This is a genomic window from Calidifontimicrobium sp. SYSU G02091, from assembly GCF_022631395.1.
GTDB lineage: Bacteria > Pseudomonadota > Gammaproteobacteria > Burkholderiales > Burkholderiaceae_C > Calidifontimicrobium > Calidifontimicrobium sediminis.
In genome coordinates this window covers 96,463-113,451 of sequence record NZ_JALBGB010000007.1, presented here as the reverse complement: position 1 = coordinate 113,451, position 16,989 = coordinate 96,463, and the positions used below count along the sequence as shown (strand labels likewise).

The 16,989-nt window shown below is 70.6% G+C and carries 13 protein-coding genes; 10 read left to right on the top strand and 3 right to left on the bottom strand.

Annotation, left to right across the window (positions count from 1 at the left end; all coding sequences use genetic code 11):
* Positions 1 to 2: 2 nt before the first annotated feature.
* Complete coding sequence (locus tag MOJ79_RS06940; RefSeq protein WP_241923476.1) at positions 3 to 707, top strand: pseudouridine synthase; 705 nt, start codon at positions 3 to 5, stop codon at positions 705 to 707.
* Here MOJ79_RS06940 and MOJ79_RS06935 read toward each other — a convergent pair.
* Entirely contained in the window at positions 694 to 1,044 is a 351-nt protein-coding gene (locus MOJ79_RS06935) for a c-type cytochrome (protein WP_241923475.1), read from the bottom strand. The two genes, MOJ79_RS06940 and MOJ79_RS06935, sit on opposite strands and share 14 nt — an antisense overlap.
* Positions 1,020 to 2,711: a PQQ-dependent dehydrogenase, methanol/ethanol family gene (locus MOJ79_RS06930; protein WP_241923474.1), complete on the bottom strand. Its 1,692-nt coding sequence runs from the start codon at positions 2,709 to 2,711 to the stop codon at positions 1,020 to 1,022. Before MOJ79_RS06930 ends, MOJ79_RS06935 begins: the two co-directional genes overlap by 25 nt.
* A gap of 184 nt (positions 2,712 to 2,895) precedes the next feature.
* On the opposite strand from MOJ79_RS06930, the gene MOJ79_RS06925 reads away from it, so the two are divergent.
* From MOJ79_RS06925 to MOJ79_RS06890, 8 genes are all read left to right on the top strand, one after another.
* Complete coding sequence (locus MOJ79_RS06925) at positions 2,896 to 4,071, top strand: helix-turn-helix domain-containing protein (RefSeq protein WP_241923473.1); 1,176 nt, start codon at positions 2,896 to 2,898, stop codon at positions 4,069 to 4,071.
* Positions 4,072 to 4,175: 104 nt separating this feature from the next.
* Positions 4,176 to 5,186, top strand: a complete 1,011-nt coding sequence (locus MOJ79_RS06920; protein ID WP_119286652.1) for a bifunctional riboflavin kinase/FAD synthetase — start codon at positions 4,176 to 4,178, stop codon at positions 5,184 to 5,186.
* Positions 5,187 to 5,386: 200 nt separating this feature from the next.
* Entirely contained in the window at positions 5,387 to 8,257 is a 2,871-nt protein-coding gene (gene ileS, locus MOJ79_RS06915; protein WP_241923472.1) for an isoleucine--tRNA ligase, read from the top strand.
* Between the two features lie 2 nt (positions 8,258 to 8,259).
* Positions 8,260 to 8,778: a signal peptidase II gene (gene lspA, locus MOJ79_RS06910; protein ID WP_241923471.1), complete on the top strand. Its 519-nt coding sequence runs from the start codon at positions 8,260 to 8,262 to the stop codon at positions 8,776 to 8,778.
* 19 nt (positions 8,779 to 8,797) lie between these two features.
* Positions 8,798 to 9,988, top strand: coding sequence for an NAD(P)/FAD-dependent oxidoreductase (locus MOJ79_RS06905; RefSeq protein WP_241923470.1), 1,191 nt, complete (start codon positions 8,798 to 8,800; stop codon positions 9,986 to 9,988).
* A 158-nt stretch (positions 9,989 to 10,146) separates the two neighbouring features.
* On the top strand, positions 10,147 to 10,413 hold the full coding sequence (locus MOJ79_RS06900) for a GlsB/YeaQ/YmgE family stress response membrane protein (RefSeq protein WP_241923469.1): 267 nt from the start codon (positions 10,147 to 10,149) through the stop codon (positions 10,411 to 10,413).
* Between the two features lie 64 nt (positions 10,414 to 10,477).
* Entirely contained in the window at positions 10,478 to 12,079 is a 1,602-nt protein-coding gene (locus MOJ79_RS06895) for a L,D-transpeptidase family protein (protein WP_241923468.1), read from the top strand.
* On the top strand, positions 12,076 to 12,624 hold the full coding sequence (locus MOJ79_RS06890) for a DUF882 domain-containing protein (protein WP_119286663.1): 549 nt from the start codon (positions 12,076 to 12,078) through the stop codon (positions 12,622 to 12,624). The genes MOJ79_RS06895 and MOJ79_RS06890 overlap by 4 nt, the downstream gene beginning before the upstream one ends.
* A 70-nt stretch (positions 12,625 to 12,694) precedes the next feature.
* Here the strand turns inward: MOJ79_RS06890 and MOJ79_RS06885 are convergent, their stop codons facing one another.
* Positions 12,695 to 15,019, bottom strand: a complete 2,325-nt coding sequence (locus MOJ79_RS06885; protein WP_241923467.1) for a YgiQ family radical SAM protein — start codon at positions 15,017 to 15,019, stop codon at positions 12,695 to 12,697.
* Between the two features lie 115 nt (positions 15,020 to 15,134).
* Between MOJ79_RS06885 and MOJ79_RS06880 the strand changes: the two genes are divergently transcribed.
* Positions 15,135 to 16,922, top strand: coding sequence for an NAD(P)/FAD-dependent oxidoreductase (locus tag MOJ79_RS06880; RefSeq protein ID WP_241923466.1), 1,788 nt, complete (start codon positions 15,135 to 15,137; stop codon positions 16,920 to 16,922).
* Positions 16,923 to 16,989 lie beyond the last annotated feature (67 nt).

The following is a 16,989-nucleotide window of genomic DNA, read 5'->3' as shown; positions in this document are numbered from 1 at the left end:
TGATGCGCCTCGCGCAACTGCTGTTCAGCCAAGGCCTCGGCATGCGCCGCGAGTGCGCGGCGCTGGTGGCCGCCGGCGAGGTGCGCGTTGGCGGGCGCGTCGTCGACGACCCCGACGCCGAGGTCGAGCCGGTCGGCCTCGAGTTCAGCGTCCGAGGCGAGCGCTGGACGTACCGCGAACGCGCCGTCGTCGTGCTGCACAAGCCCGCAGGCTTCGAGTGCTCGCTCCAGCCGCGCCACCACCCGAGCGTGATGAGCCTGCTGCCCCCTGCGCTGCGCCGGCGCGGCGTGCAGCCGGTGGGCCACCTCGACGTCGACACCACCGGCTTGCTGCTGCTGACCGACGACGGCGCGCTGATCCACCGGCTCACGTCGCCGAAGCGCCACGTCGCGAAGGTCTACGAAGTGACGACGAAGCACGCCGCCACACCGGCGCTGCCGCAGCGCCTCGTCGACGGTGTGCAGCTCGTCGACGAGCCGCGGCCGGTGCGTGCCGCCACGTGCGAGGCCACCGGCCCGCACACGTTGCGGCTCGTGCTGACCGAAGGCAAGTACCACCAGGTCAAGCGTATGGTCGCCGCCGCCGGCAACCGCGTCGAGGCGCTGCATCGCAGCGCGTTCGCCGGCGTCGCGCTCGGCGATCTCGCGCCGGGCCAGTGGCGCTGGATCGGCCCCGAGGAATCGGTCGCGCCGTCTACCAGCCGTTGACGGCACCGATGTAGGCCCATATCGCGTCGATCTGTTCCGGCTTGATGACCCCCTCCCACGCCGGCATCGCGCGCAGACCTTTGGTCACGCTGCGCACGAAGCGTTCCTTGTCGTCCTTCGGAAAGGTGCGCAGGTCGAAGAAAGCACTGCTGCCGACGGTGAGGTTGAGCCCGTGGCATCGCGCGCAATAGGTCGTGTAGGCCTTGCGGCCTTCCTCGACCGCGGCGGTGGGCTCGGCGGCACCGGCGGCAAAAAATGCCACCGGCATCACCGCAAGAACCGCTGCAGCCACCGAGAGCCGGGCGCACATCGTCACGGCAGCAACGCGAACGTCCATACTGAGCTGCCAGCCGGCACGTTCGCCAGCTCGGGATCGCCGGCCAACGCACCGTAGACAGTGGCCGCGCCGCTCGTCACCGTGATGTACTGGCGACCATCGCGCTCCCACGCAATCGGCAGGCCAGTAATACCCGACCCGGTCTGAAATTGCCACAGCTTCCTGCCGTCGCGGGCATCGAAGGCCATGAATTCGCCAGTCTGGGCGCCGGTGAACACGAGGCCGCTCGCGGTCGAGAGCACACCCGACCAGAACGGCGCCTTGGTCGGCACCTCCCATACCTTCTTGCCAGCCACGGGATCCCACGCAACCAGCGATCCTCGCATGCCATCCTCGGGCGACAAAAAGCCGCCGAGTTCCAGACCGAGGAACCAGTTCGGGCCACCAGGCCGATCCTGCCGGACATATTTGACCCTCATGCCGAGGTTGACCGTGTTCATGAAGGCCAGGCGACGCTGAGGATCAAAGCTCATCGGCATCCAGTTCTTGCCGCCGAAGGCGCTCGGCCAGACGTCGACGAAATCGGTCGCCTGCTCCGTGGTTCGCACCTTCGCGGTCATCGGCGTATCCACGGGACGGCCCGTCTTCAAATCGATGCCACTGGCCCAGTTGATCTTGCGTGCGAACGGGTCTGCCTTCAGCAGCTTGCCGTTGGTGCGGTCGAGAACGTAGAAGTAGCCGTTCCGATTGGCCTGCATCAGCACCTTCGTCGTCTTACCGTCGATCGGCAAGTCGGCGAGGACGAGTTCGTTCGTCCCGTCGTAGTCGTACGGATCGCCCGGGGAGAACTGGTAGTACCAAACAATTTCTCCCGTCGAGGGCCGGATCGCGAGTACCGAGCAGATGTACAGCGAGTCACCGCCGCGGCTCGCCGGGTTCCAAGGCCCGCCGTTGCCCGTGCCCCAGTAGACCAGGTCGAGCTCCGGATCGTACGTGCCGGTGAGCCACGTCGGTGCGCCGCCGAACTCGTGACGGCCCGGTTTCCAGGTGTCGCCACCCTTCTCGTTTGGCGCCGCGGTGGTCCAGCGGTGCCACTTCTTCTCCCCGGTCTTCAGGTCCCATCCGTTAAGGAAGCCACGTGTGCCGTACTCGCCGCCGGAAATGCCAGTGATCAGCACGCTGCCGGCGATCAACGGCGCATGCGTCATGCTGTAACCCTGCTTGTAATCGGCGGCCTTCTGCTTCCAGATCGTCTTGCCGTCCTTCATCGAGATCGCCATCACGTGCGCATCGATCGTCGTGCGGTACAGCACGCCGTCGAGCGCAGCCATGCCTCGACTGTGGACGCCACAGCACAGGTAGCCGTTGATGTCGGCCGGCAAATCTATCGGGGTCTTCCATTTCTGACGCCCGGTCATCGGATCGATCGCGATCGTGTGCGAGTGCGTCGCGACGTACATCGTGCCGTCGACCAGCAGCGGCTGCGTCGATGCGTTTGCCGAATGGTCCAGGCTCAGATTCCACACTGGCACCAGACGCCCGACATTGGCCGGGGTGATCTGGGTCAGGGGGCTGTGACGCTGCTGGCTCCAACCCATGCCGTAGGTCGTCACGTTGCCCGGCGTCGCAGCGTCACGCCGCAGGTCATCGAGCGTCTGCGCGGCCAACGGCATGGCGCCCACCAAACACGCCACCGCCGCGGCCAAGAGAGGATGCGGGGTTTTCATTGTCGTCTCCGTTGCCAAAGTTGACGCCGCCGTCCGCCGCCCGTGTCCCGGGTGACCCTGTCTACTGGCGCCGCAGGAAAGATAGGCCGCGGGCACTGATGTGCCAACTTCGGTGCTTTCCCTAGGGTGAGACTGTTCCGCTTCGCGACAAAGTGCAAGCTGCTTCCACCCCGACGCACTGGCGATGTCCCTCTCCTCACGAGCCGGAGGCCCTTTCTTCTCAACGCCCGAGCAGCGTCTGGCGCTGGCGCGCCAACGATTCTTCGACGAAGGCGTGCGACCTTCGGGGCTGGTCAGCGAGGCTGTCATCCAGTCGTGGTCGCGATGCCTGCAGGCACGTCGGCATCCGCGCGAACGCATCAGTTTCGAGCCGGTGACGTACAGCCGCCTGCACGGTGCATTGGCACGCCACCGTGAACTGCTCGCCGCCGCGTCGCCCGAGCTCGAGCGGCTCGGCCAGTCCCTCGCCGGCACGCGTTGTCACGCGCTGCTGACGGGCAGCGACGGTGTCGTGATTCATGCGAGCCGCTCGTGCGCGGGCAGCCAAGAGACGCTGATGCCTATTGCCGCGCGCGTCGGTGTCAATCTCGCCGAGAACGTCGTGGGCACGACCGCGCCTGGCATCGTCGCGAAAACCGGTGCCGCCTGCACTGTCTCCGGCAGCGAGCATTTTTTCGACACCGTTCAGGTGATGTACTGCGCCGCTGCGCCGATTCGTGACACAAAAGGACAGCTGGCGGGGGTGCTCGACCTGTCGGTCGAATCGCAGCCCTTCGGTTTCGACGCTGCCAGCGTCGTCGCACTGTCGGCGATGGCGATCGAGAACCGACTGCTGCAGGCGCAGTCCGAAGGCCTGCTCGTGCTGCACTTCCACACCGTGCCGTCGCTGCTCGATGGCCCGTTCGAGGGGCTGGCCGGCGTCGACGAACGGGGCCGCATCGCGTGGATCAACGCGAACGGAGCGCGTATCGCGGGAACAAGGTACGGCGACGTCGAGACCCAATTCGGCTGCACCCTGCACGCCCTGCTGACCCGCGTGCACAGCAGCGACGCCGCGCCGCTGACACTGCCGAACGGTTTGTCGGTCTGGATCCGCGTCTGCTTGCACACACATGAAGGCAGGCGAGGCCATTTGCTGGGCAGTGCCGCCGTGCGAGAACCCATCGCGCCCGACGTCACCGCCAGGCCTGCGCCGACTCCCCCGCCACCCGTCGCGACGCTCGACGAGCACAACCGCACGTTGGTCGAACGCACCCTTGCGGAATGCGGTGGCAACATTTCGCAGGCAGCGCGACGGCTGGGCGTGTCGCGCGGCTTGATCTATCGCCGGCTCCGCAACGGAACGGCGCAGCGCGACTGACGCGCCGCTCGCCCGGCGCGCGGCGAGGAACCGCGCAGCCCGTGATCGGGCCTCGCATCTCGGTACAGCCGATGAGGCTGCGCAGGGCTCGCAATAATGCACCAATGCGCATCTTCCGCGGCGTCCACCATCGCGAGCTCGCCGACAGCGCCGGCTGCGCACTGACGATCGGCAACTTCGACGGCGTGCACCGCGGCCATCAGGCGATGCTCGCGCTGCTGACGAACGAGGCGCGCCACCGCGGCGTGCCCAGCTGCGTGCTGACCTTCGAGCCGCACCCGCGCGACTTCTTCGCCGCGCGCGCCGGTCGCCCCGAACTCGCGCCGGCGCGCATCGCGACGCTGCGCGACAAGCTCGCCGAGCTGCGCCGCTGCGGCATCGACCGCGCCGTCGTGCTGCGCTTCGACGCGCGGCTGGCGGCGCTGTCGCCCGAGGCCTTCGTCGACGAGGTCCTCGTGCGTGGCCTGAAGGCGCGCTACGTGCTCGTCGGCGACGACTTCCGTTACGGCGCGAAGCGCGCCGGCGACTACGCGACGCTCGACGCCGCCGGCGAGCGCCAGGGCTTCGAGGTCGCGCGCATGCTCAGCTACGAGGTGCACGGCGAGCGCGTCTCGAGCTCGGCGGTGCGCGACGCGCTCGCCGCCGGCGACATGGGGCGCGCGGCGGCACTGCTCGGGCGGCCGTACACCGTCAGCGGCCACGTCGTGCACGGCGCCAAGCTCGGTCGAGCGCTCGGCGAGAGCGCCGCCGGCGCCGGCGACGGCTTTCGCACGCTGAATCTGCGCTTCGCGCACCCGCGCCCGGCGGCGGGCGGCATCTTCGTCGTGCGCGTGCTCGGGCTGGCGCCGCAGCCGCTGCCGGGGGTCGCGAGCCTGGGCGTGCGCCCGACCGTCGACGACTCGGGACGCGTGCTGCTCGAGGTGCACTGCCTCGCGTGGCCGCTGGGCGCCGCGGAGGCCTACGGCCGGCTGGTACAGGTCGAGCTGCTGCACAAGCTGCACGACGAGCGCCACTACGCATCGCTGGCGGCGCTGCGCGACGGCATCGCCGCCGACGTCGCCGACGCGCGGCGCTGGTGGGCCGCGCACGGCCCGGCCACCGCGGCGGCGTCATGAAGTGGCGCCGGTAGAATCGGTCGCGATGGCTTCGTACCTCGTGCCCCGGCCCGAGCAGCGCGTGCGCAGCGGCACGCGCCGGCAGACCACACGCGATCGAATTCGGCCGCCGGGCCCCTGACGCCGCCACGGGCTGCGGCTCGCCGCCGGCCCGCGCCCTCCTCCCCGCCGAGAGCGCCCTGCCAGGGGCGCCGCCGACCATGAGCGACCCGACCCCCCCGTCCACGGACTACCGCGCCACGCTGAACCTGCCCGACACGCCGTTCCCGATGCGCGGCGACCTCGCCAAGCGCGAGCCGGCGTGGGTCAAGCAGTGGAACGAGCAAGGCGTCTACAAGCAGCTGCGCGACGCGCGCCGCCACGCGCCCAAGTTCATCCTGCACGACGGCCCGCCGTACGCCAACGGCCAGATCCACATGGGGCACGCCGTCAACAAGGTGCTCAAGGACATGATCGTCAAGGCGCGCCAGCTCGCCGGCTTCGACGCCCAGTACGTGCCCGGCTGGGACTGCCACGGACTGCCGATCGAGAACGCGATCGAGAAGGCACACGGCCGGGGCCTGAGCCGCGACGAGATGCAGGCCAAGAGCCGCGCCTACGCGACCGAGCAGATCGCGCAGCAGATGGCCGACTTCCAGCGTCTGGGCGTGCTCGGCGACTGGCAGCACCCGTACCGCACGATGGACCCCGCCAACGAGGCCGGCGAGATCCGCGCGTTCAAGCGCGTGATCGAGCGCGGCTTCGTCTACCGCGGGCTCAAGCCCGTGTACTGGTGCTTCGACTGCGGCTCGTCGCTCGCCGAATTCGAGATCGAGTACGCCGACAAGCAGAGCCAGACGCTCGACGTCGCGTTCCCCTGCGCCGAGCCCGACAAGCTGTTCGCCGCGTTCGGCACGACGCCGATCGCGAAGGACGCGTTCGCGGTGATCTGGACCACGACGGCGTGGACGATCCCCGCGAACCAGGCGCTGAACCTGAACCCGGCGCTCGAGTACGCGCTCGTCGACACCGAGCGCGGGCTGCTCGTGATGGCCGCGTCGCTCGTCGAGCGCTGCCTCGAGCGCTACGGCCTCGTCGGTGCCGTCGTCGCGACGACGGCGGGCGAGAAGCTCGGCGGTCTGAAGTTCCGCCACCCGCTGGCCGCGACACACCCCGGCTACGACCGCGCGAGCCCGGTGCTGCTGGCCGACTACGCGACCGCCGACGAGGGCACCGGCATCGTCCACTCGGCGCCCGCGTACGGCATCGACGACTTCAACTCGTGCCGCGCGCACGGCATGGCGGTCGACGAGATCCTCAACCCGGTCGGCCCGCAGGGCCGCTACGCCGACGATTTCCCGCTGTTCGGCGGCCAGAACATCTGGAAGGCGGTGCCCGTCGTCATCGACGCGCTCAAGGCCGCCGGCCGGCTGATGGCCACCGGCCCGCTCACGCACAGCTACCCGCACTGCTGGCGCCACAAGAGCCCGGTGATCTACCGCGCGGCGGCGCAGTGGTTCATCCGCATGGACGAAGGCGACGGCGTCTTCACGAAGGACAAGGCGCCGAAGACGCTGCGCCAGATGGCGCTGGAAGCCATCGAGCACACGAAGTTCTATCCCGAGAACGGCCGCGCGCGGCTGCGCGACATGATCGCCAACCGCCCCGACTGGTGCATCAGCCGCCAGCGCAGCTGGGGCGTGCCGCTGCCGTTCTTCCTGCACAAGGACACCGGCGAGCTGCACCCGCGCACGATGGAAATCCTCGACCAGGCCGCCGACATCGTCGAGAAGGGCGGCATCGAAGCGTGGAGCCGGGTGAGCGCCGAGGAGATCCTCGGCCCCGACGACGCGAAGCACTACGTCAAGAGCAGCGACATCCTCGAGGTCTGGTTCGACAGCGGTTCGACCTTCTGGCACGTGCTGCGCGGCACGCACGCGAACCAGCACGGCAGCCTCGGCCACCACGACGAAGGCCCCGAGGCCGACCTCTACCTCGAAGGCCACGACCAGCACCGCGGCTGGTTCCACAGCTCGCTGCTGCTGGCCTGCGCGATCTTCGGGCGCGCGCCGTACCGCGGGCTGCTGACGCACGGCTTCACGGTCGACGCGCAGGGCCGCAAGATGAGCAAGTCGCTCGGCAACGGCATCGAGCCGCAGAAGGTCAGCTCGACGCTCGGCGCCGAGATCATCCGCCTGTGGGTGGCCGCCTCCGACTACTCGGGCGACATCGCCGGCGACGACAAGATCCTCGCGCGCGTCGTCGACGCGTACCGCCGCATCCGCAACACGCTGCGCTTCCTGCTTGCCAACACGAGCGACTTCGACCCGCAGAAGGACGCGGTGCCCCTCGAGCAGATGCTCGAGATCGACCGCTGGGCGCTCGCGCGCGCCGAAGACTTCCAGGCCGAGGTGCTGAAGCACTACGAGGTCTACGAGTTCCACCCCGTCGTCGCGAAGCTGCAGGTGTTCTGCTCCGAAGACCTCGGCGCGTTCTACCTCGACGTGCTGAAGGACCGCCTGTACACGACGGCCCCGAAGAGCCTCGCACGGCGCAGCGCGCAGACGGCGCTGTGGCAGATCACGCAGGCGATGCTGCGCTGGATGGCGCCGTTCCTGAGCTTCACCGCCGAGGAGGCGTGGGCGCTCGTCGCGCCGGGCCAGGGTTCGATCTTCAAGCAGACGTACTGGACCTTCGCCGGTGTCGGTGCCGCGACCGACGCCGCACTGCTGGCCAAGTGGCAGGCGATCCGCGACGTGCGCGACGCCGTCAACAAGGCCATCGAGGACGTGCGCGCCGCCGGCGGCGTCGGCTCGTCGCTGCAAGCCGAGGTCACGATCGCCGCGCCGCCCGAGACGCACGCGCTGCTCGCCTCGCTCGGCGACGACCTGAAGTTCGTGCTGATCACGTCGAAGGCCACGCTCGTGCCCGGCGACGCGCTCGCGGTGACGGTGACGCCGTCGCAGGCCACCAAGTGCGAGCGCTGCTGGCACTGGCGCGACGACGTCGGCCACGACGCCGCGCACCCGACGATCTGCGGCCGCTGCACGAGCAACCTGTACGGCGCCGGCGAGGCGCGCACGGTCGCCTGACCATGGGCGGCAAGTCGTCGGCCGGCGGCGCCGGCCTCGTGTTCTGGCTCGCGCTGGCGGCCTTCGTCGTCGTGCTCGACCAGTTCACGAAGACGCTGATCCTCGGCGCGTTCGCGCACGGCGAGGTGCGCCCGGTGACGTCGTTCTTCAACCTCGTGCGCGTGCACAACGCCGGCGCGGCGTTCAGCTTCCTCGCCGGCGCGTCGGGCTGGCAGCGCTGGTTCTTCGTCGGCATCGGCGTCGCGGCCTCCGCCTTCATCGTCTGGATGCTGAAGAAGCACCCGACGCAGACGCTGTTCTGCTTCGCGGTCACGATGATCCTCGGCGGCGCGGTCGGCAACGTCGTCGACCGCCTGCTGCACGGCTACGTCGTCGACTTCCTGCAGTTCCGCTTCGCGGTCCTCGAGCCGGTCTTCCGCGGCGGCTACTTCCCGAGCTTCAACCTCGCCGACAGCGCGATCACGGTGGGCGCCGCGAGCCTCGTGCTCGACGAGATCCTGCGCGTGCGCCGCGGGCGCTGAACGCGCCGCGGCGGCAGCGATGGCGCAACGGCACGTCGTGATCGTCGGCGGCGGCGTGATGGGCGCCGCCACCGCGTGCTTCCTCGCGCGCGACCACGGCGCCGCGGTGACGGTGCTCGAGCGCGACCCGACGTACGCGCGTGCGTCGAGCGCGCTGTCGGCGAGTTCGATCCGCGTGCAGTTCTCGCAGCCGGTCAACATCGCGCTGTCGCGCTGGAGCCTCGCGTTCCTGCGCCGCGTCGGCGACGAGCTCGCGGTCGGCGGCGAGCGACCGGTGATCGGCCTCGTCGAGCCCGGCTACCTGTACCTCGCGACCGACGCCGGCGCCGGCGTGCTGCGCGCGAACCACGCGGTGCAGCAGCGCTGCGGTGCCGAGGTCGCGCTGCTCGATGCCGCGGCGCTGCGCGCGCGCTGGCCGTGGCTGCACACCGGCGACCTCGCGCTCGGCGCGCTCGGGCTGTCGACGCCCGCGTCGGGCGAAGGCTGGTTCGACGGCCCGGCGCTCGCGCAGGCGCTGCGGCGCAAGGCGGCGGCGTGCGGCGCGCGCTTCGTCGCCGCCGAGGCGACCGGCTTCGACACCCGCGGCGACCGCGTGCACGCCGTGCGCACCGCCGACGGCGCGCGCGTGGCCGCCGACGCCGTCGTGATCGCTGCCGGCGCGTGGTCGGCACCGCTGGCCGCGTGCCTCGGTGTCGCGCTGCCGGTGCGTGCGCGCAAGCGCGACGTGTTCGTGTTCGACGCACCGGCGACGCTGCCGGGTTGTCCGCTCGTCATCGACCCTGGCGGGCTGTGGTTCCGGCCCGAGGGGCGCGGCTTCCTGTGCGGCATGCCGCCGCGCGAACCGTGGCCCGGCGACCCCGACGAGCCGCCACTGGAGGCGATCGACCACGGCCTGTTCGACGACGTGATCTGGCCCGCGCTCGCGCACCGCGTGCCGGCGTTCGAGGCGGTGCGGCGGCGTGCAGCGTGGGCCGGCTATTACGAGATTAACGTGTTCGACCACAACGGCCTGGCCGGCGCGCTGCCCGGCTGGTGCAACGCGTTCACCGCGTGCGGCTTCTCGGGCCACGGGATGCAGCAGGCACCGGCGGTCGGCTGCGCGCTGGCGGCGCTGCTCGTCGGCGCACCGTCGCACGCGCCCGACCTCGCACCGCTGTCGCCGGCGCGCATCGCACAGGGCCGTCCGTTGACCGAACGCAACGTCATCTGAGCCAGAGCCGGTGGACCGCAGGCACCGGCCGACGGATACTTTGCCATGGGGCCGGCATGCAGCGTTGCCGCTGCGCAGTCCCGGTGGGCCCCGGCCGGTCGCCACCCGTCGCCTGCCACACCTCGCGCAGTCAACTGCCACCACGCGGAGGATCCGTCATGAACCTGATCATCTGGCTCGTCGTCGGTGCCGTGCTCGGTCGGATCGCGTGCCTGGTCATGCGTGTCGAGGACAAGGCCATCGTGGCGTCGAGCATCGCCGTCGGCATCCTCGGCGCGCTGTTCAGCGGCTCGCTGCTGACCCCGCTGTTCGGCTTCAGCACCACGCTGCGCGACTTCAGTGCCGGCGGGCTGCTCGTCGCGGCGTTCGGTGCGATCGTGCTGCTCGCGCTCAGCGGCTTCATCGCCCGCGGCCGCGCGCACTGACGCACGGCGGCCGCGGCCTGCGCCACGGCCCGCGCGAGCGGGCGCCATCGCCGACAATGTCGCGATGGTGACCGTCGTGCCGCTGCGCCGCCGCCAATGGATGCTCGGTGCCACGTGCGCCGCGCTGGCCACGCCGTGGCCGCTTCGCCTGCTGGCCAACGGCGCGGCGACGGCGTGGCTCGAAGGCGGCCGAGCGACGCCGCTGGCCCGCGAGGCCGTCGCGCTGCTGAATGCCGCCGCCGACGACGGCCTCGACCCGCGCGACTACGACGCCGAGGCCCTGGCGCGTGCCGTCGCGGCCGCGGACACGGCGCCGCTGCCGACGGCGGCCGCGGCGCGCCTCGACGGCGCGCTGACGGCGGCGATGCAGCAGTTCCTGCACGACCTCGCGCACGGCCGCATCGACCCGCGGCGCATCCACCAGCGCTACCGGGTCGCCGCGCGCAGCGATTTCGACGCCGCCACGGCGCTGCAGACGGCGCTGGCGCGCGGGCGCCTGGCCGACGCGGTGCGCGCCGCGCAGCCGCCGCTGCCGCTGTACGGCCAGCTGCGCGCCGCGCTCGCCGTGTACCGCGCGCTCGGCACCCCGGCCGCGTGGGCGCAGCCGCTGCCGCCACTGCCGGTGCCGCGCGGCAGCCGCGCCGGCAAACTCGAACCGGGTCAGCCCTGGTCCGGCTTGCCGCTGCTGGTGCAACGGCTGCAGGTGCTCGGCGACCTCGCCGCCGACGTGCCCGTGCCTCCGCGCTACGAAGGCGCCGTCGTCGACGCAGTGCGCGCGTTCCAGCAGCGCCACGGCCTTGCGGTCGACGGCGTGGTCGGGCGCGCGACGGTCGCCGCGCTCGACGTGACGCCGGCGGCACGCGCGCGCCAGATCGAACTGACGATGGAGCGCCTGCGCTGGACGCCGCTGATGCAGGCCCCGCGCATGATCGTCGTCAACGTGCCCGAGTTCGAGCTGCGCGCCTACGAGGTCGTCGACGGCCGCATCCACGTGCGCGAGCAGATGCGCGTCATCGTCGGCCGCGCGCTCGACACGCGCACGCCGCTGTTCGACGAGACGATGCGCTTCATCGAGTTCGCGCCGTACTGGAACATCCCGCCGTCGATCGCGCGCAACGAGACGGTGCCACGCCTGCGCCGAGACCCCGGCTACTGGCAGCGCGAGGGTTTCGAGTTCGTCGCGCCGGACGGGCGCGTCGACACCGTCTTGACGGCGGACAAGCTCGATGCGGTGCTCGCCGGGCGGCTGCGCATCCGCCAGCGTCCCGGCGAGCGCAACGCGCTGGGCGACATCAAGTTCGTGTTCCCGAACAACGACAATATCTTCCTGCACCACACGCCCGGCGTCGCGCTGTTCGAGCGCGAGCGGCGCGACTTCAGCCACGGCTGCATCCGCGTCGAGAAGCCGGTCGAGCTGGCGCGCTTCGTGATGGCGGGCATGCCCGGCTGGGACGAGGCGCGCATCCGCGAGGCGATGGCCGGTGGCACGTCGACCACGGTGCGGCTCGCGGCGCCGGTACCGGTATTGATCGCCTACGGAACCGTACTTGTGAAGAATGGTCGCGTTCATTTCTACGATGATCTGTACGGGCACGACGCGCGCCTCGATGCCGCGTTGCGCGGTCGCGCGTCGCCCGCCCACGAACGAGGGAGCCCCTTCCCATGACGATCCCCTGCCACGCCCGCCGTCGCTTCCTGCGCCACGGGGCTGCCGCCGTCGCGACGCTGCCGGCGTTCAGCCTGACGGCGCGGGCGCGCACGGCGCCGGTGCGCGAACTGGCGCTGAACCACCTGCACACGCACGAGCGCATCGAGGTCGTCTACGCGGTCGGCGACAGCTACGTGCCCGAGGCGCTCGGCTCGCTCGACCACTTCCTGCGCGACCACTACAGCGGCGCCGTCGGCCGCATCGACCCGCGGCTGCACGACCTGCTGCACGCGGTGCGGCAGGTGCTCGGCACCGAGCGCCCGTTCCACGTGATCTCCGGCTACCGCGCACCCGAGACCAACGCGCACCTGAAGGCCACGCGTGGTGGCGGTGTGGCCACGCGCAGCCTGCACATGGAAGGCCGCGCGATCGACGTGCGCATCCCCGGTGTGCCGCTCGAAGACCTGCGCGACGCCGCGCTGTCGCTGCAGGCTGGCGGCGTCGGCTACTACCCGCGCGAGCAGTTCGTGCACATCGACACCGGGCGCGTGCGCCGCTGGTGAATCTCGACGCCGCGCAGCGGCTGCACCGTCTCGGGTGGCGTCGCGAGGCGCCTGCCCGTCGAGCGCCGGCTCAGGCCTTGCCGCGTCGCGACGGCTTGACCGGCCGGGAGCCGCTGTCGCGCGGCGGCAGTCCGGTGTGCTGCGTCAGCACGGTGCCGCGCCGCGGCGCGGCGGGCGCCGCCTTGGCCGCCGGCGGCGGTGTCGAGTTCTTGCGCCGCGGGCTGACGTAGCCGCCGGCTGTCGACGGCTGGTACGCGGGCACCAGCTGGTGCTTGCCGCTGCCGATCAGGTCGGCGCGGCCCATCGCCTTCAGCGCTTCGCGCAGCAGCGGCCAGTTGGCCGGGTCGTGGTAGCGCAGGAAGGCCTTGTGCAGACGGCGGCGCTTCTCGCCGCGCACGATGTCGACCTTCTCGGCGCGGCCACCCGGTCCGACATCGCGGTGGATGCCCTTCAGCGGGTTCAGCCCCGTGTGGTACATCGCGGTGGCGGTGGCCATCGGGCTCGGGTAGAAGGTCTGCACCTGGTCGGCGCGGAAGCCGTTTCGCTTGAGCCACAGCGCGAGGTTCAGCATGTCGGCGTCGCTCGTGCCCGGATGCGCGGCGATGAAGTACGGGATCAGGAACTGCTCCTTGCCCGCCTCCTTCGAGAACTTGTCGAACATCGCCTTGAAGCGGTCGTAGCTGCCGATGCCGGGCTTCATCATCTTCGACAGCGGCCCGGCCTCGGTGTGCTCGGGCGCGATCTTCAGATATCCGCCGACATGGTGCGTGACGAGTTCCTTGACGTACTCGGGCGTCTGCACCGCGAGGTCGTAGCGCAGCCCGGAGCCGATCAGGATCTTCTTGATGCCGCGGATCGCCCTCGCCTTGCGGTACAGCCGCACGAGCGGCATCTGGTCGGTGTTCAGGTTCGGGCAGATGCCCGGGTACACGCAGCTCGGCTTGCGGCACGCGGCCTCGATCGCGGGGCTCTTGCAGCCCAGCCGCCACATGTTCGCGGTGGGGCCGCCGAGGTCGCTGATGACGCCGGTGAAGCCCGGCACCCTGTCGCGGATCGTCTCGATCTCGCGCAGGATGCTGTCTTCGCTGCGGCTCTGAATGATGCGGCCCTCGTGCTCGGTGATCGAGCAGAACGTGCAGCCGCCGAAGCAGCCGCGCATGATGTTCACGCTGAAGCGGATCATCTCCCACGCCGGGATCTTCGTCGGCCCGTCGTGGCGGCCGTGCTCGTCGGCGTAGCGCGGGTGCGGGCTGCGCGCGTACGGCAGGTCGAACACGTGGTCCATCTCGGCCGTCGTCAGTGGGATCGGCGGCGGGTTGATCCACACGTCGCGGTCGCCGTGGCGCTGCACCAGCGCGCGTGCGTTGCCGGGGTTGGTCTCGAGGTGCAGCACGCGGTTGGCGTGGGCATAGAGGACGGGGTCGCTCTTGACCTGCTCGTAGCTCGGCAGCCGGATCACGGTGCGCTCGCGCGGCGTCGTGATCGCACGTGAGCCGGCTTTCTCGAGGTGGCGGCGCACGATCGCCACCGGCTTGGCGCCGTCGGCCGCGCCGGCGTCGGGCGCGGCGCACGCACCGCCGCGTTCGGCGGCCGTCTGCTGCGTCGTCTGGTACGGGTTGACCAGCGCATCGACCTTGCCCGGCGTGTCGACCTCGGTCGAGTCGATCTCGAACCAGCCGGCCAGCGCCGGGTCGTCGGGGCGGCGGATGAACGCGGTGCCGCGCACGTCGGTGATCGAGGCGATCGGCTCGCGCCGCGCGAGCCGGTGCGCCACTTCGACGACGGCGCGCTCGGCGTTGCCGTACAGCAGCAAGTCGGCCTTGGCGTCGACGAGGATCGAGCGGCGCACCTTGTCCTGCCAGTAGTCGTAGTGCGCGATGCGGCGCAGGCTCGCCTCGATGCCACCGAGCACGATCGGCACGTCGGGGTACGCCTCGCGGCAGCGCTGCGCGTAGACGAGGCTCGCGCGGTCGGGCCGTTTGCCGGCCACGTCGCCGGGCGTGTAGGCGTCGTCGCTGCGGATCTTGCGGTCGGCGGTGTAGCGGTTGATCATCGAGTCCATGTTCCCGGCGGTGACGCCGAAGAACAGGGTCGGGCGGCCGAGCACCTTGAACGGGTCGGCCGAGTGCCAGTCGGGCTGCGCGATGATGCCGACGCGAAAGCCCTGCGCCTCGAGCACGCGCCCAATCACCGCCATGCCGAAGCTCGGGTGGTCGACGTAGGCGTCGCCGGTGACGACGATGACGTCGCACGCGTCCCAGCCGAGCGCGTCCATCTCGGCGCGGCTCATCGGCAGGAACGGCGCGGTGCCGAAGCGCTTGGCCCAGTACGGGCGCCACGACGTCAGCGGCCGGGCGGCGGGCATCGCGGTGGGAACGTGGGTGACGGCATCCATGGTGAGATCGGGGATTCTCGGTGCAGGCGCGTGGCAGCGCTGGCTGCGGGACTCTAAAGTCGCCGCCGCGGGGCGACGGACGTCCCGCCCCACAACAGCGAAGGAGACCTCCCCGATGAGCACCCCCACCCAGACCATCCAGCGCTGGCTCGACGAGTTCGGCGCCGCCTGCGCGCGCGGCGACCACGCTGCGGCCACGGCGATGTTCGGCGACGAGTCGTACTGGCGCGACCTGGTGTCGTTCACCTGGAACATCAAGACCGCCGAAGGTCCGGCGCAGATCCGCGACATGCTCGAAGGCACGATGCCGAATGCGAAGCCTTCGGCCTGGACGATCCAGGGTGAAGGCAGCGAAGCGAACGGGGTCACCGAGGGCTGGTTCACGTTCGAGACCGCGACCGGACGCGGCCGCGGCCACCTGCGGCTGATCGGCGGCAAGGCGTGGACGCTGCTGACGACGCTGCAGGAGCTCAAGGGCTTCGAGGAAAAGAAGCGCGAGCGCCGCGACAAGGGCGTCGAGCACGGCGTGCACCCGGGGCGGCGCACGTGGCTCGAGCAGCGGCAGGAGGAGGAGCGCACGCTCGGCTTCACGAAGCAGCCCTACGTCGTGATCATCGGCGGCGGGCAGGCCGGCATCATCCTCGGCGCGCGGCTGAAGAAGCTCGGCGTGCCGGCGATCATCGTCGAGAAGAACGAGCGCCCGGGCGACAGCTGGCGCCGGCGCTACAAGAGCCTGTGCCTGCACGACCCGGTGTGGTACGACCACCTGCCGTACCTGCCCTTCCCCGACGACTGGCCCGTGTTCACGCCGAAGGACAAGATCGGCGACTGGCTCGAGAGCTACACCAAGCTGATGGAGCTCAACTACTGGGCGAGCACCGAGTGCAAGGGCGCGCGCTGGAACGAGGCCAACCAGGAGTGGGAAGTCACCGTCGAGCACAAGGGCGAGACCGTCGTGCTGCGCCCGCGCCACCTCGTGTTCGCCACCGGCATGAGCGGCGTGCCGAACCTGCCCGACTATCCCGGGATGGGCGACTTCAAGGGCACGCAGATGCACTCGAGCCGCTTCCGCAGCGGCGAGGACTGGAAAGGCAAGCGCGCGGTCGTCGTCGGCTCGAACAATTCGGCGCACGACATCTGCGCCGATCTGTGGGAACACGGCGCCGACGTCACGATGGTGCAGCGCTCGAGCACGCACGTGGCGCGCAGCGACACGCTGATGGAGCTCGCACTCGGAGCCCTCTACAGCGAGCAGGCGGTGAGGAACGGCATCGATGTCGACACCGCCGACCTGATCTTCGCGAGCCTGCCGTACAAGGCGCTGCCGGCGCTGCAAGTGCCGGTGTACCAGCAGATGAAGGAGCGCGACGCCGACTTCTACGCCCGGCTCGAGAAGGCCGGCTTCCTGCTCGACTTCGGCGACGACGGCTCGGGCCTGTTCCTGAAGTACCTGCGCCGCGGCTCGGGCTATTACATCGACGTCGGCGCCTCCGAGCTCGTCGCCGACGGCAAGATCAAGCTCAAGACCGGCGCGATCGACAGCGTCACGCCCACCGGCGTCAAGATGGCCGACGGCACCGAACTGCCGGCCGACCTGATCGTCTGGGCCACCGGCTACGGCTCGATGAACGGCTGGGTCGCGCAGCTGATCGACCAGGACACGGCCGACCGCCTCGGCAAGTGCTGGGGGCTGGGCTCGGGCACGCGCAAGGACCCAGGGCCGTGGGAGGGCGAGCTGCGCAACATGTGGAAGCCCACGCAGGTGCCGAACCTGTGGATGCAGGGCGGCAACCTGCACCAGAACCGGCACTACTCGCTGTGCCTGGCGCTGCAGCTCAAGGCGCGCATGGAGGGCCTGCCGACGCCGGTCTACGGGCTGGCGCCGGTGTACCACAAGGCGTGAGCCGCGCGCGGCAGGCCCGCCACCCGCTCGATTGATGGGTGGCGCGCGCCGGCGCGGCTGGCACACT